Below are 14,697 nucleotides of genomic sequence, written 5' to 3' on the forward strand. Positions count from 1 at the left end.
TTTGTCCTAGACAAAAAAATTTCCAGTGGGCATAATCTATCCCTGTTTTTGTTTGTCTAGGACAAAATAAATGTACAAGAGGCATCTCCATGAATGAACAAGCCGCTGCCTGCCAGGCCTGCCGTGGCGGCCATGCCTTGCCATTCGATTTCACCATGGCCTTCCAGCCGATCGTCGATGTCGAGCGCCGCGTCGTCTTCGCGCATGAATCGTTGGTGCGCGGCCTCGATGGCGCCGGCGCGGCGCACGTCCTGGCCCAGGTCAATGCCGAGAACCGCTATGCCTTCGACCAGGCTTGCCGCACCAAAGCCGTCGAACTGGTCAGCGGGCTCGGTTTACAGGGCTTGCTTAGCATTAACTTTTTGCCGAATGCCGTGTACGAACCGGAGACTTGCATCCGCGCCACGCTGGCGGCGGCGCGGCGCTTCGGCGTCGCGACCGATCGCTTGCTGTTCGAGATCACGGAAAGTGAACAAGTGAGCGACCGGCAGCACTTGCGCAATATCGTGCGCGAGTACCGTCGCCAGGGCTTCAAGACGGCGATCGATGACTTCGGGGCGGGCTATGCCGGCTTGAACCTGCTGGCCGACTTCCAGCCTGACTTCATCAAGCTCGACATGGAACTGATCCGTGACTTGCATGAGGACCACGTGCGCCAGGTGCTCGTACGCTGCCTGGTGGAGGCCTGCCGCGCCCTGCAGATCGAAGTCATTGCCGAGGGCGTGGAGTCGGCCGGCGAGTTGCGTTACCTGCGCTCGCTCGGCGTCCAGCTGTTCCAGGGCTACTTGTTCAGCCGACCGGTGGTCGGCCAGGTGCCCGGCGTGCATTGGCCCGCTGCCAACCAAGCCGCTTCAATCAATCCCATCAAGGAGTCACCATGCGCAATCTGACCGTGCGCCGCAAGCTGTACCTCGCGTTCGCCGCGCTCACCCTGGTGGTGCTGGCGATGGCGCTGTCAGCCATTTACCTGTTGTCCGCCACCAGCGAGCGCTTCGACCAGTTCGTCAATGGCATCAATGCGCGTGCGCACACCATGGAGCGCCTGCGGGTGGCGGTGGACCAGCGCGCCATTGCGGCGCGCAACCTGGTGCTGGTCGAGGGGGCGCAGGACCTGGCGCTGGAGCAGCAAGCCGTCATGCGCGCGCACGCCAGCGTGGCGACGGAGCTGGCACGCCTGCAGCAGCTGGCGCAGGCCGCCGAGGTTCCCGCCCTGGTGCGCAGCAAAATCGCCGCCATTGCCGAAGTGGAACAACGCTATGCGCCGGTGGCGCTGAATATCGTCGAACTGGCACTGCAAGGACAGCGCGCGCAGGCGGTGCGGCGCATGAACGACGACTGCCGCCCTCTGTTGCGCGAGCTGGCGCGCGTCACCGACGACTATGCCGCACTGACCAATGGCAGGGCCCAGGCCATGGTGGCGGCGGCGCATGCGGCCTACGAGGCGCAGCGCCGCACCTTCATCGCCGGCTTGCTGCTGGCGGTGGCGCTGTCGCTGTTGGCGGGCGTGGCCATTCTGCGCAGCCTGGCGGCCGAACTGGGTGCGGAGCCGCACGTGTTGCGCGAACTGTTCAGCCGGCTGGCCGCCGGCGACCTGACGCAGGAGATCGCGCTGCCGCCGGGCGACCAGCACAGCGTGCTGGCCTTCGTGGCCCGCATGCAGGCCGGGCTGCGCGACATCGTCAGCGGGGTGCGCGCCAACGCGGAGGAGGTGTCGGCTGCCGCCAGCCAGATTTCCTCCGGCAACCAGGAACTGGCGGGCCGCACCGGCAGCCAGGCCAGCGCACTCGAGCAAACCGTGGCGGCGATGACGCGCTTTGGCAGCACCGTGCGGCACAATGCCGAGCAGGCGAAGGTGGCGCACGCCTTGGCGCTGCGCGCCAACCAGGCGGCCGGGCAGGGCGGCGTTGCCGTGCAGCATGCTGTGCACACCATGCAAGGCATCAACGAACGCTCGCGCCAGATTGCCGACATCATTGGCGTGATCGAAAGCATCGCGTTCCAGAGCAATATCCTGGCACTGAATGCCTCGGTGGAGGCGGCCCGCGCCGGCGAGCAGGGGCGCGGTTTCGCCGTGGTGGCGAGCGAGGTACGCAGCCTGTCACAGCGCAGTGCGGCCGCGGCCTTGGAAATCAAGGCCCTGATTACCGACAGCGTGGAGCGCATCGACCAGGGCGCCATGCAGGTGGAAGCGGCCGGCGCCGCCATGACGGAAATCGTGGGCGGCATCCAGCGCGTCTCCGACGTGTTGAGCGGCATCGCGGCCGCCAGCAGCGAGCAGGACACCGGTCTGGGCCAAGTGGCCGGGGCCGTGCAGCGCATCGACACGGCGACGCAGCAAAATGCCGGCATGGTGAGCCAGATCGCCGCCGCCGCGGCGGAGCTGCAGCACAAGGCGCACAATCTGGCGCAGGCAATGACGGCCTTCCGCCTTGCGCCGCACGCGCTGGCCGCGCCGTTGGCGGGCCGGGAGCGTGCCAGGGCGGCAGGCGGCCGCCTGGCGGCAGCCCTGGGCAGCCGCTAAAGCCCGCTGGCGCCAGGTGAACAGCGCCGGCCCGGCCGGGCTGGCTCAGCGCATGGGCGTGGCGCGGCGCTGGAACAGGCGGAAGCGCTCGCTGCGGTCGGAGGCGCGGTGGCCTTCCCACAGCAGCTGCCATTCGGGCCCGGGCTGTTGCTGGCGGGAACGGGATTTGATGCTATCTTGCAACAGCATGACCTTGCATTGGCCGCCGGCCACGCCGGTGAACGGCAGGCGGCCGAAATAGGCGAACGAGGCGCGCTGGGCCGGCGTGACATTGGTTTGTACGCAATCGGTGCCGGCCGGCAGCGCGGCGGCCGCCTGGCGCGCCACGGCGGCGTAGCTCTTGCTGTAATTGACGTTCGGCAGGAACAGGGTCATCAGCAGGATCCAGATCAGGATCAGGCCGCCCGACGACAGCACCACGGCGCGCCACAGCACGGCCGGGCGGCGCGAAATGCGCCAGTGCACCAGCATGAACCAGCCGGCGGTGGCGCACAGGCCCACCAGCAGGGCCGGCCAGCGCACTTCCGGCGTGAAGCCGGGGATCAGCTTGAGCACATTGTGGGCCGGCTTGGCCGGCCAGCCGGTCAGCTGGGCGTAGTAGAAGATCCACAGCACGGCGGCGCACAGGGTCAGCACCATGACGCTGAACCAGTCGATGGCGTTGATGGCGCCGCGCTGCATGGTGAGCAGGCCGAAGGCGGCCATGATGGCCAGCGGCGGCAGCAGCATCAGCAGGTGGCCCTGCTCGGGCAGCGGGTTGAGCAGCACCAGGATGGCGGCGGCGGTGACGAAGGTGATCGGCACCACGATGTGCAGCAGGTTGCTCTGGCGGCGCCAGGCCCACACGGCCCAGGCGGCAAACGGCCAGGCCGGCCAGAAGAACCAGACGCCGACGCGGAAGAAGTTGCGCAAGCCTTCGAAACCGCCTACTTTCAGCTGGGCCGCGTTCCAGGCCAGCCAGGCCGCCAGCGGTTCCTGGCCGTAGGGGCGCGCCAGCAGGGCCGGCACGGCCCACAGGGCGGTGACGCCGGCCGCCACCAGCAGCGCCAGGCCGAGGTCGCGCAGCGAGCGGCCGGCCGGCATGGCCAGGAAGCGGGTGCAGGCAAACAGGGCCAGCAGCAGGGCGGCCGGGACCACCCAGCCGCGCGTCAGGGTCAAGAGGCCGAGCGCCATGCCGGCCAGCGCCGCATTGCGCAGCGACGGCAGCTCCATATAGCGCACGCTGCGGTACAGGGTGAGCGCCAGCAGCGCCACCTGCAGCGGCTCGGCCGTGGTTTCATGGCTGTGGACCAGCAGGCCCAGGCAGCCGAGGTAGATCAGCACGGCGGCATCGGCCAGGGTGCGGCCAAAATCGTCCGGCTCGGGCTGGCCGCCGAAGGCCAGGCGCAGCGGCTGCGCTTCCGGCCGGCGGCCGAGGTTGAAGGTGGCGTACCACAGGGCGCTGACGCCCAGCAGGAAGATGCCGAGGGTGGCGACGCGGGCGGCAAACACATCGCCCAGGGCCCAGCCGAACAGCTTGATGCCCAGCGCGCCGAGCCAGAAGGCCAGCGGGCCTTCGTCGGTGACCGAGAGGCCGGCGATGTTCGGCCACAGCCAGTCCTGCCAGCTGCCGTGCGCCATGGTCCACATCACGCCGAAGCTGGCGGCATCGTCATTCTTCCACGGCTCGCGCCCGATCAGGCCGGGCAGGATGTACAGCAGGCCCAGGGCGAAAATGGCCCAGCGGGGCAGGGTGCGGGTGGCGGCGGCGGGAAGACGGACTGGCTTCATCGGTCAACTTTATTCTTGGGAAAGCAGGAGTATGACGGGCAAATAACAAAAAAGGCAGCCGCAGCTGCCTTTTTTTCGAAGCGGACGCGATTAAGCGTTGGCGACGGCGGTCTTGGAACCGACTTTGCCGAACTTCTGGCGGAATTTTTCCACGCGACCGGCGGTGTCGACGATCTTGTGCTGGCCGGTGAAGAATGGGTGGGATTCCGAGGACACCTCGATCTTGACCAGTGGGTACTCTTTACCTTCGTAGGTAGCGGTTTCCTTGGTCTGGATGGTGGAACGGGTGATGAACTTGAAGTCGCAGGACACGTCGTGGAACAGGACTTCGCGGTAATCTGGATGGGTATCAGCTTTCATGCTTTTCTCTCAATGTTGGTAGCCAAACAGCACTTCGGCGGTCCTAACTGCTTCGCGACCCGATTGCTCTTCACTTGCCAGGGTTTAAATGAACTCGCGATTATAGCAAAAAATGGGCCAAAAAAATGGGGACGTACCCCATTTATTGTTGGCCATCGCAAAAGTGGGGACGTACCGGAAAATGGGGTACGTCCCCATTTTTTTTGATTAGCCGCCGCGGCGCATCATCTCGAAGAACTCGCCGTTGTTCTTGGTGGCGCGCATCTTGTCGAGGATGAACTCCATCGCTTCGATCTCGTCCATCGAGTACAGCAGCTTGCGCAGGATCCAGATCTTCTGCAGCTGGTCGGCCTTGATCAGCAGCTCTTCGCGGCGGGTGCCGGACTTGTTCAGGTTGATGGCCGGGTAGACGCGCTTCTCGGCCAGGCGGCGCTCCAGGTGCACTTCCATATTGCCGGTGCCCTTGAATTCTTCGTAGATCACGTCGTCCATGCGCGAACCGGTTTCGATCAGCGCGGTGGCGATGATGGTCAGCGAGCCGCCTTCTTCCACGTTACGGGCGGCGCCGAAGAAGCGCTTTGGACGCTGCAGCGCGTTGGCGTCCACACCGCCGGTCAGCACCTTGCCGGAGGCAGGGATCACGGTGTTGTAGGCGCGCGCCAGGCGGGTGATGGAGTCCAGCAGGATCACCACGTCTTTCTTCATTTCGACCAGGCGCTTGGCTTTTTCCAGCACCATCTCGGCAACCTGCACGTGGCGGGTGGCCGGTTCGTCGAAGGTGGAGGCCACCACTTCGCCGCGCACGGAGCGCTGCATCTCGGTCACTTCCTCTGGACGTTCGTCGATCAGCAGCACGATCAGGGTCACGTCCGGGTGGTTGGTGGTGATGGCGTGCGCGATATGCTGCAGCATCACGGACTTGCCGGACTTGGGCGATGCCACCAGCAGGCCGCGCTGGCCTTTGCCGATCGGCGCCACCAGGTCGATGATACGGCCGGTGATGTTTTCGGTGCCGGTCATGTCGCGCTCGAGGCGCAGCGGCACGTTCGGGTGCAGCGGGGTCAGGTTCTCAAACAGGATGCGGTGCTTGGAGGCTTCCGGCGATTCGCCGTTGACCTTGTCCACCTTCACCAGGGCGAAATAGCGCTCGCCATCCTTCGGGGTACGCACTTCGCCTTCGATCGAGTCGCCGGTGTGCAGGTTGAAGCGGCGGATCTGCGATGGGCTGATGTAAATGTCGTCGGTCGACGCCATGTACGAGGCGTCGGGCGAGCGCAGGAAGCCGAAGCCGTCCGGCAGCACTTCCAGGGCGCCGTCGCCGAAGATCTGCTCGCCGGCCTTGGCGCGTTTTTTCAGGATCGCGAACATCAGTTCCTGCTTGCGCAGGCGGGCCGCGTTATCGATATCGAGGCTGATGGCCATTTCCAGCAAAGCTGAAACGTGCATAGCCTTAAGTTCAGAAAGGTGCATAGCTGTTTGAGTGTCCCGTGACGGGAAAGTAAGGGTAGGGGAGGGAACTACGTGGATCTATTAAATTAAGGGAAAGGTTTTTGGGCGCTTTCCCTGCCAATCAGGCGGGCTGCGGGCGCAGCACCGCCTATCTTACATCAAATATTGCTGTCGATGAAAGAGGTCAGTTGACCTTTTGCCATTGCGCCGACTTTTTGTGCGGCTGGCACGCCATTTTTGAACAGGATCAGGGTCGGGATGCCGCGGATGCCGAACTTGCCCGGCACCTGCTGGTTGCTGTCCACGTCCATCTTGGCGATGGTGATCTTGCCGTCGTATTCCTTGGCCACTTCTTCCAGGATCGGGGCGATGCTCTTGCAAGGGCCGCACCATTCAGCCCAGAAGTCCACCAGCACAGGGCGGTCGGCCTTCAGCACGTCGCTGTCGAAGGATGCGTCGGTAATGTGTTTGATCAGGTCGCTCATTATTTTTCCTCAATTGAATAGTCGCCCGGGATAACCCCTTGCTGTTATCGCCCATCTGGCGACGAACTGCACTAATTCAATACTGGGAAGTCAACAGGGAATCAGGGCGGGAATGGCCCAAATAATAACCGATTTTGAAAAAATGGGGACGTACCCCATTTTCGCGCGGCGAAAATGGGGTACGTCCCCATTTTTTTTGTCCGATTGTCAGACCTGACCCCGAATTTTGGCGAGCAGCTCGGCCAGGGCCGCCGGGCTGGCGGGCTTGGCCAGGGTGCCGAGCAGGCGCAGGCCGTGGGCGCGCGCCAGCGTGTCGGCGGCCTGGCGCACGCTGGCGTCCATGCCGGACAGCAGTACCACGGCGCCGCCAAAGTGGCTGTCGGCGGCTTTGTGCAGGAATTCAATGCCGTCCAGCTCGGGCATCGACAGGTCGCAGATCAGCAGGTCGGGGCGGTATTGCGGCAGGGCCAGCAGGGCCTGGCGGGCGTCGCTTTCGCTGCGCACATTGAGCTGGCCCAGGTCTTCCAGCATGTCGGCCAGCATGCTCAGCATGAAGGGGTCGTCATCCACCAGCAGGATGCGCAAGGGAGGGCTGGGCGGGTGGAGGGTGTCAGTCATCGTCGGCAAAAGTGGTGTTGGTCATGATGTGTTCGCTCACCTGGTGCAGCAGCTGCCACAGCTGGTCGAGCAGGCTGCGTGCGCTGGCGGCGTCGGCATTTTCCGGTAATTGTTCCAGCTGCTGGCACAGCTCGGCCATGCCGAGCGCGCCCACGGCGCGCGCGCTGCTCTTGATGCGGTGCCCCAGCTCGCGCACCTTCTGCAGCTCGCCGGCCCCCAGCGCCGCTTCCATTTCGTTGAAGCCGGCTTCGCTGGTCTGCAGGAACTTGAAGGCGAACTTGCGGATCTTGTGCGGGTGGTAGCCCAGCAGCTGGGCCAGCACCGACAGGTCGATGATGGCCGGGTCGCCGGCCAGCGTCGGGCGGAAGGCGGCGCGCCCGCTGGGGCGGGCGGCGCGCGCGGGATCGGCCGCGGCGGCATCGGCGGCGCTGCGTTCGGGCAGCCAGCTGGCAATGGTCTGGTACATCAGGGCCGGCTGGATCGGCTTGGCGATGAAGTCGTCCATGCCGGCCTGCAGGCAGCGTTCGCGGTCGTCCTTGGTGGCGGTGGCGGTCATGGCCAGCACGCGCGTGCTGGCCAGGGCCGGGTCGGCGCGGATGCGGCGCGTCGCTTCCAGGCCGTCCATCAGCGGCATCTGCACGTCCATCAGCACGCAGTCGAACTCGGCCTGCTGCAGCAGGTCGAGCGCTTCGGCGCCGTTGTTGGCCAGGCACACCGAGGAGCCGGCTTCCTCCAGCATTTCCAGGGCGATTTGCTGGTTGAAGGTGTTGTCCTCGACCAGTAAGATGCGCGCGTCCTTCAGCGCCTGCATGGCGGCGGCGCTGCGCGCGCTGTCGAGCAGGGCGGCGGCGGCGGCGTTGACTTCGTTGATCAGCTCGGGCACGCGGCGCGCCGACAGGCCCAGGCGGGCGGTGAACCAGAAAGTCGAGCCTTCGCCGGGCACGCTGTGCACGCCCACTTCGCCGCCCATCAGCTGCGCCAGCTGTTTGCAGATGGCCAGGCCCAGGCCGGTGCCGCCGTATTCGCGCGTGATGGCCGTGTCGGCCTGCTGGAAGGCCTGGAACAGCTTGCCTTGCTCTTCTTCCGTCAGGCCGATGCCGTGGTCGCGCACTTCAAAGCGCAGCAGGCAGACGCTGTCGTCGGCCAGCAGCTGGCGCACGCTGACGTCGATGCTGCCCTGCTCGGAGAACTTGATGGCGTTGTTGACGTAGTTGATCAAAATCTGGCCCAGGCGCAGCGGGTCGCCGCGCAGCACCGGCGGCAGCGCCGGGTCGAGCTCGAACGCCAGGCGCAGGCCGCGGCTGGCCGCCTTCGGCGCCACCACCGTGGTCAGGGTCTGGATCACATGGTCGAGCGAGAAGTCGACGTCGTCGATCTCCAGCTTGCCGGCCTCGATCTTGGAGATGTCGAGGATGTCGTCGATGATGCGCAGCAGGTGCTCGCCGGCGAAGCGGATCTTTTCCAGGTAGTCGCGCTGGCGCGGCTCCAGCTCGGTCTTCAGCGCCAGGTAGGCCATGCCGATCACGCCATTCATCGGGGTGCGGATCTCGTGGCTCATCTTGGCCAGGAACTGGCCTTTGGCGGCCGACGCTTCCTCCGCCTGCTGGCGCGCCTCCTCCAGCTGGGCGGTGCGCTGCGCCACGCGCTCTTCCAGGTGCTCGTTCAGTTCGCGCAGCGCGCGCTCGGTGGCCTTGCTGTCGGAAATGTCGATCGCCATGCAGATCAGGTAGGCCGGCGCGCCCTGGGCGTCGTACACCGGCTTCTTGAAGGTGCGCAGCTGGCGCGGGGCGCCCAGCGCCGGGTTCCAGATGGTTTCCTCGAAATCGATCAGGGTGCGCCCGGCGAAGGCCTGCAGGTCCTTGGCGCGGAAGGCCGCCACTTCCTCCGGCGCGTGGAAGGCGGTGTAGTCGCCGTTGTTCAATTCGTCGAAGGTGTAGCCGAACTGCTGCTCGCAGGCGCGGTTCATCAGGATCATGCGGCTGTCCTTGTCCTTGATGAACAGGCCGATCGGCATCATCTGGATGATTTCCTGCAGCCGCTGCTCGCCCTGGCGCAGCGCGTCTTCGCTCTTCTTGCGGTAGCTGATGTCGGTCAGGCTGGCCACCACCATGCTGCCCGGGCCGAGCTCGTCGCGCATCGGCTCCACGTTGACCGACAGCCAGCAGCGTTCTTCGGCCGCGCCGGCCGGCGCCGCCACGCCCATCACCACGTCGCGCACCGGCTGGCCGCTGGCCAGCGCCTGCGCCACCGGGTGTTCCTGTACGTCGAAGCGGCGGCCGTCCTCGTGCACGCCGTCCCACTGGCCGGCGCCGCGCGCGGCGGCGCGCCCCAGCATGCGGCTGGCGGCGGCATTGCTTTCGACGATATTGCCGGCGGCGTCGAACACCAGCAGGCCGTTGGTGACGGCGTTGAAGACCGAGGCCAGGCGCTGGTTGGAGTGGCGCAGCGCCAGTTCGGCCAGGCGGCGGTCGGTGATGTCGGTGACCATGGTCAGGGTGCCGGCGTAGCTGCCGTTGTCGGCGTTGACCTGGCTGGTGGCCAGCAGGGCCCACAGCGCCGAGCCGTCCTGGCGGTAGAAGCGGCCTTCGGCCGGTTCCGGCGGGCCGCCATGGGCGGCCGCCTGGCGCTGGCGCAGGGCGGCGCAGTCGGGGTCCATGAAGTCGGCCATCGGCCGCCCCAGCATGTGCTCGACCTCGTAGCCCAGCATGCGCGCCATGGTCGGGTTGACAAAGCTGGTGCGGTCGGCCGCGTCGCACATCCAGATGCCCTCGGCCGCGGTCTGCACGATCAGGCGGTAGCGCTCGGAGGACGCCTGCAGCGCTTCCTCGGCGCGCTGGCGCTGCGTCATGTCACGCAGCGACAGCACCACCAGGCCCTGGCCGTCCAGCTGGATCGGCGCCAGGTGCACCATGGCCGGGAAGTGGCTGCCGTCGAGGCGGCGCGCGGTGAGCACGCGGCCCGGCATTTGCGGGCGCGCGAACAGTTCGCGCGGGCGGCCCGGCGTGTCGCGCATGACGTCGGGGATCAGCTGTTCCATCGAGGTGCCGGCCAGCTGGCCGGCCTCGGCGGCAAAGACGGCGTCGGCGGCGCTGTTGGCCTGGCGCACGCGGCCGCTGCGGTCGGCCACCAGCAGCGCGCCCGGCAGGGCGGCCAGCATGGCGGCCAGGCGCGCCAGCTCGGCCGCGGTGCGGTCGGAAATATCGCCCAGGGTGCCGGACATGCGCAGCGGGCGCCCGGCGCTGTCGCGCGTCAGCACCATGCCGCGTGCCAGCACCCAGGTCCAGCTGCCGTCGTGGCATTGCATGCGGAATTCCATGGTGAACGGCGCGCGCCCGGCGGCCGGGTCGTCCAGCGCGCTGAGCTCGGCGGCGACGCGGGCGCGGTCGTCCGGGTGGACCAGCTCCAGCCACTGCTCGATAGTGGCCGGGCGCAAGGTGCCGGGCGCATAGCCGAGGATCTCGCCGTAGCGCTGCGACAGGTGCAGCGCCGGCACCTGCGGCTGCCAGTCCCAGTAGCCTTCGCCGGCGCCTTCCAGCGCGAAGCTGGCGATGCGCTCGGCGTCGTCGACGCGCACCTCGGCCCCTTTCAGCGCGCGCGAGACGCGCACCAGGCGCCACAGGGCGGCCCCGGCCAGCAGGGCCAGCGCCACGCCCAGGGCCAGCAGCCAGCCCGGCAGGCGGGCCGTGTCCTGGTACAGGAAGCCTTCCAGGCGGAACGTGGCGGGCAGCATGCCGGCGCTGGCATAGCTGTCGGCGATGGCTTTCCAGCGCTGCGGGTTGCTGTAGCCGAGTTCGATCAGGTTCTGCTCGAGCAGGGGCAGCAGGTGCTGCGCTTCGAACAGCAGCGCTTCGCGCGATTTGCGCTCGGGGTAGCGGGCGCGGATCAGGTCGACGATTTCCTGCGGGTGCTGCAGCGCATAGTGCCAGCCTTTCAGGGTGGCGTCGCGCAGCGCGCGCGCGCGTTCCGGGTGCTGGCTCAGCTCGGCTTCGGTGGTAAACAGGTTGTCGCCGTAAAAGTCGATGCCGATGCTGCGCGGGTTGACCAGCTCAAAGCGCACGTTGCTGCGCGCCATGGCAAACGGTCCCGAGCTGGCGTAGGTGGCGATCGCGTCGAGCCGGCCGGCGATGAAGTCGTCCAGGTTGTTATAGCCCGGCACGAAGGTGACCTGGTCCAGCGGCACCTGGCTGCGCTGCAGGTAAATGCGCAGTTCTTCGCTTTCCATGCCGAGCGCGATGCGGCTGCCGGGCCAGGGCTTGCGCTGGCCTTCCTCGTCCAGGCGCACGGCCAGGGCCAGCGGCGAGTGCTGGAAGATCGACGCCAGCACCACCACCGGCGCGCCGGCGCCGCGCCGCAGCAGCAGGGAGCTGTTGCTGATGCCGTACTGGGCGCCGCCGTCGAGCACATGCTGCACCGGGTCCTGGCCCGGCACTGCTTCGCGCAGCGTGACGTCGAGGCCGGCATCGCGGTAATAGCCTTTCGCCTGCGCCGCGTAATAGCCGGCAAAGGCGAACTGGTGGCGCCACTTGAGCTGGATGGTGACGGCCTCGTCGGCCAGGGCCGGGCCGGCCGCCAATATGCCGCCCAGCAGGGCGGCCAGCGCGCGCACCAGCAGCCGGCGCGCACGGCGGCGCGCTCGGGCTGGCGGGGCAGCGTTCAGGCTCGGTGGCGGCAAGTCATCCCTTTCTGGCCAGCGTTGGGCGCTGGCATTGTGCGGTCAACTATAGCATTGCTCAAGCCGGTACGCTGCCGCCAAATTGATAACGATGGCCTGGGTGCCACATGGTGGCCAGCGAGGCAATGCGGCCGGCGGACTGGGTCTGGCGTTTCAGCACCAGGCAGGGCTGGCGCGCGTCCATGGCCAGCATTTCGGCCACGTCGCGCGGCGGCGCCAGCGCCTCGATGCTGTAGCTGGCGGCTTGCAAGGGAGCGGCGCGCACCAGGTATTCGTTGGGGGTGGTGTGGGCGAAGTCCTGCGCCATGTAGTCCGGCGCGCAGAGCGGGTTGACCCAGCGGTCTTCCACCTGGATCGGCACGCCGTTTTCGTAATGCACGATGATCGAGTGGTACAGCTCATGGCCGGGCGGCAGCTCGAAGGCCTTGGCCAGCAGGTCGTTGGCCTTGGCCCGCTCCAGCAGCTGCAGCGCGCTGCGGTGGGCGTGGCCGCGCGCGCGCACTTCGTCGGCGATGCTTTTGATTTCCAGCAGGGTGGCCTGGTATTTCTGCGGCGCGACGTAGGTGCCGGCGCCCTGGCGCCGGGTCAGCACGCCTTCCGCCGTCAGTTCGCGCACGGCGCGGTTGACCGTCATGCGCGAGACGCTGAATTGCTTGACCAGGGCTTGCTCGGAAGGGATGACGTCGCCTTCCTTCCAGGCGCCGGCCGCAATCTGCGCCAGCAGGTGGTCCTTGATACGCTGAAAAATCGGGGTGTCGTGTTGTTGTTGTTCGTCCAAACCGGGCTCCGGGCTTGTGCTCCATGCAATAGGTGTGGCGATTGTAGCACTGGGGAATTCAATAGCAAGCGGCGGAGTGCGGCCGGCGCACCGGCAGCCTAGCATGGTGGCATACTAGTCAATGGAGCCTGACATGAACCATTACCTGACCGACAACGAGCGCTGGGCCGCCGTGCAGGCGCGCGACAGCGCGGCCGACGGCCAGTTCTACTATTCCGTGCGCACCACCGGCGTGTTCTGCCGCCCGTCCTGCGGCGCGCGGCCGGCGCTGCGCGCCAACGTCGCCTTCCATGCCTCGATCGCCGAGGCGCAGGCGGCCGGCTTCCGCCCCTGCAAGCGCTGCAAGCCGGACCAGCCGCCGCTGGCCGAGCGCCACGCCGCCATGGTGGCCGAGGTGTGCCGCCTGATCGATACGGCCGAGGTGGCGCCGGACCTGGACGCGCTGGCGGCGGCCGGCGGCATGAGCCGCTTCCATTTCCACCGCGTGTTCAAGGCGCAGACCGGCCTGACGCCGAAAGCCTATGCAGCGGCGGCGCGCGCGCGGCGCATGCAGGCCGGCCTGGCGGCCGAGGCCTCGGTGACCGACGCGATCTACGCGGCCGGCTTCAATTCCTCCGGGCGCTTTTACGCCGCCACGCCGGGCGCGCTGGGCATGACGCCGTCGGCCTGGCGCGCGGGCGGGCGCGGCGCGCAGATCCGCTTTGCCATTGCCCAGTGCTCGCTGGGGGCGATCCTGGTGGCCAGCACGGAACGCGGCATCTGCTGCATCCTGCTGGGCGACGACCCGCAGGCGCTGGCGCATGATCTGCAGGACCGCTTCCCGCAGGCCGAGCTGCTGGGGGCGGAGCCGGATTATGAGCAGGTGGTGGCGCGCGTGATCGCGTTCGTGGAGGCGCCGCAGATCGGCCTCGACCTGCCGCTCGACGTGCGCGGCACCGCCTTCCAGCAGCGCGTCTGGCAGGCCCTGCGCGAGATTCCGGCCGGAGCCACGGTCAGCTATGCCGAGCTGGCCGAGCGTGTCGGCGCGCCCAACGGCGCGCGCGCGGTGGCCGGGGCGTGCGCGGCGAACGCCATTGCGGTGGCCATTCCCTGCCATCGCGTGGTGCGCAACGACGGCTCGATCTCGGGCTACCGCTGGGGCGTCGAGCGCAAGGCAACCCTGCTGGCGCGCGAAGCCGCCGGCGATGCGGCTGCCGACGGCCGCGCCAGTGCCGCCTCCGCGCCCGCGCCGGCGGAGGCCGCGGCATGACGCGCGACCTGTTCGCGCCGCCCGCCGCCGACGGCGTGCGCGCTGGGCATGCCCCGCCCGCCGGCCCGGTACGCCGTGGCGTGGCGCACGACGAGTCATCGCGCTGGCAAGCCATCGACTGGACGCGCATTGCCGCCGAGCTGGATGAATTTGGCTGCGCACTGGTGCGTGGCGTGCTGGCGCCGCACGAGTGCGCGCAGCTGGCGGCGGAGTATGCGCGGCAGGACCTGTACCGCAGCCGCGTGATCATGCAGCGGCACGGCTTTGGCAAGGGCGAGTACCAGTATTTCCGCTACCCGCTGCCAGGCCTGGTGGCCGGTCTGCGCGCGGCGCTGTATCCGCCGCTGGCGGCGATTGCCAACCGCTGGCAGGCCGCCATGGGGCTGGAGCCGCGCTTCCCGGCGCGGCATGAAGACTTCATCGCGCGCTGCCACGACGCCGGCCAGCTGCGGCCAACGCCGCTGCTGCTGCAGTACGAGGCCGGCGACTACAACTGCCTGCACCAGGATTTGTACGGTGAACATGTGTTCCCGCTGCAGGCGGCGTTCCTGCTGTCGCAGCCGGGACGCGATTTTGAGGGTGGGGAATTCGTGCTGACCGAGCAGCGCCCGCGCATGCAGTCGCGGGTGGAAGTGGTGCCGCTGCAGCAGGGCGACTGTGTGATCTTCCCGGTCTTCCACCGTCCGGTGGCGGGCACGCGCGGCACCTACCGCGTGAATATGCGGCATGGCGTAAGCCGCTTGCGCAGGGGACGGCGCCACACGCTGGGCATCATTTTCCATGATGCCCTGTGAC

11 protein-coding genes are annotated in these 14,697 nt (G+C 67.5%); 4 read left to right on the forward strand and 7 right to left on the reverse strand.

Annotated features, from left to right (window positions below):
* Nucleotides 1–89 precede the first annotated feature (89 nt).
* Together ACE3TQ_RS02440 and ACE3TQ_RS02445 are read left to right on the forward strand one after the other, a co-directional pair.
* On the forward strand, nucleotides 90–890 hold the full coding sequence (locus tag ACE3TQ_RS02440; RefSeq protein WP_374580333.1) for an EAL domain-containing protein: 801 nt from the start codon (nucleotides 90–92) through the stop codon (nucleotides 888–890).
* On the forward strand, nucleotides 878–2,521 hold the full coding sequence (locus ACE3TQ_RS02445; protein ID WP_374580334.1) for a methyl-accepting chemotaxis protein: 1,644 nt from the start codon (nucleotides 878–880) through the stop codon (nucleotides 2,519–2,521). Before ACE3TQ_RS02440 ends, ACE3TQ_RS02445 begins: the two co-directional genes overlap by 13 nt.
* A 45-nt stretch (nucleotides 2,522–2,566) precedes the next feature.
* On the opposite strand, the gene ACE3TQ_RS02450 is transcribed toward ACE3TQ_RS02445, so the two are convergent.
* The 7 genes from ACE3TQ_RS02450 to hutC form a co-directional block, all read right to left on the reverse strand.
* Nucleotides 2,567–4,291, reverse strand: coding sequence for an ArnT family glycosyltransferase (locus tag ACE3TQ_RS02450; RefSeq protein ID WP_374580335.1), 1,725 nt, complete (start codon nucleotides 4,289–4,291; stop codon nucleotides 2,567–2,569).
* Between the two features lie 90 nt (nucleotides 4,292–4,381).
* A complete protein-coding gene (locus tag ACE3TQ_RS02455) occupies nucleotides 4,382–4,651 on the reverse strand; it encodes a type B 50S ribosomal protein L31 (RefSeq protein ID WP_374580336.1) in 270 nt (89 codons plus the stop codon).
* Nucleotides 4,652–4,858: 207 nt separating this feature from the next.
* Entirely contained in the window at nucleotides 4,859–6,121 is a 1,263-nt protein-coding gene (gene rho, locus ACE3TQ_RS02460; RefSeq protein ID WP_374580337.1) for a transcription termination factor Rho, read from the reverse strand.
* A 137-nt stretch (nucleotides 6,122–6,258) separates the two neighbouring features.
* A complete protein-coding gene (trxA, locus tag ACE3TQ_RS02465; RefSeq protein ID WP_028101994.1) occupies nucleotides 6,259–6,585 on the reverse strand; it encodes a thioredoxin TrxA in 327 nt (108 codons plus the stop codon).
* Between the two features lie 207 nt (nucleotides 6,586–6,792).
* Nucleotides 6,793–7,203, reverse strand: a complete 411-nt coding sequence (locus ACE3TQ_RS02470; protein WP_374580338.1) for a response regulator — start codon at nucleotides 7,201–7,203, stop codon at nucleotides 6,793–6,795.
* Entirely contained in the window at nucleotides 7,196–11,875 is a 4,680-nt protein-coding gene (locus ACE3TQ_RS02475; RefSeq protein WP_374580339.1) for a PAS domain S-box protein, read from the reverse strand. The genes ACE3TQ_RS02470 and ACE3TQ_RS02475 overlap by 8 nt, the downstream gene beginning before the upstream one ends.
* A gap of 58 nt (nucleotides 11,876–11,933) precedes the next feature.
* The gene (gene hutC / locus ACE3TQ_RS02480) at nucleotides 11,934–12,653 is read right to left on the reverse strand and encodes a histidine utilization repressor (RefSeq protein WP_374580340.1); all 720 of its coding nucleotides are present in this window, start codon (nucleotides 12,651–12,653) and stop codon (nucleotides 11,934–11,936) included.
* Between the two features lie 133 nt (nucleotides 12,654–12,786).
* Between hutC and ada the strand changes: the two genes are divergently transcribed.
* Together ada and ACE3TQ_RS02490 are read left to right on the forward strand one after the other, a co-directional pair.
* The gene (gene ada / locus ACE3TQ_RS02485; RefSeq protein WP_374580341.1) at nucleotides 12,787–13,902 is read left to right on the forward strand and encodes a bifunctional DNA-binding transcriptional regulator/O6-methylguanine-DNA methyltransferase Ada; all 1,116 of its coding nucleotides are present in this window, start codon (nucleotides 12,787–12,789) and stop codon (nucleotides 13,900–13,902) included.
* Nucleotides 13,899–14,696: a 2OG-Fe(II) oxygenase gene (locus ACE3TQ_RS02490; protein ID WP_374580342.1), complete on the forward strand. Its 798-nt coding sequence runs from the start codon at nucleotides 13,899–13,901 to the stop codon at nucleotides 14,694–14,696. Before ada ends, ACE3TQ_RS02490 begins: the two co-directional genes overlap by 4 nt.
* Nucleotide 14,697 lies beyond the last annotated feature (1 nt).

Source organism: Pseudoduganella sp. (assembly GCF_041914865.1).
GTDB lineage: Bacteria > Pseudomonadota > Gammaproteobacteria > Burkholderiales > Burkholderiaceae_D > Rugamonas.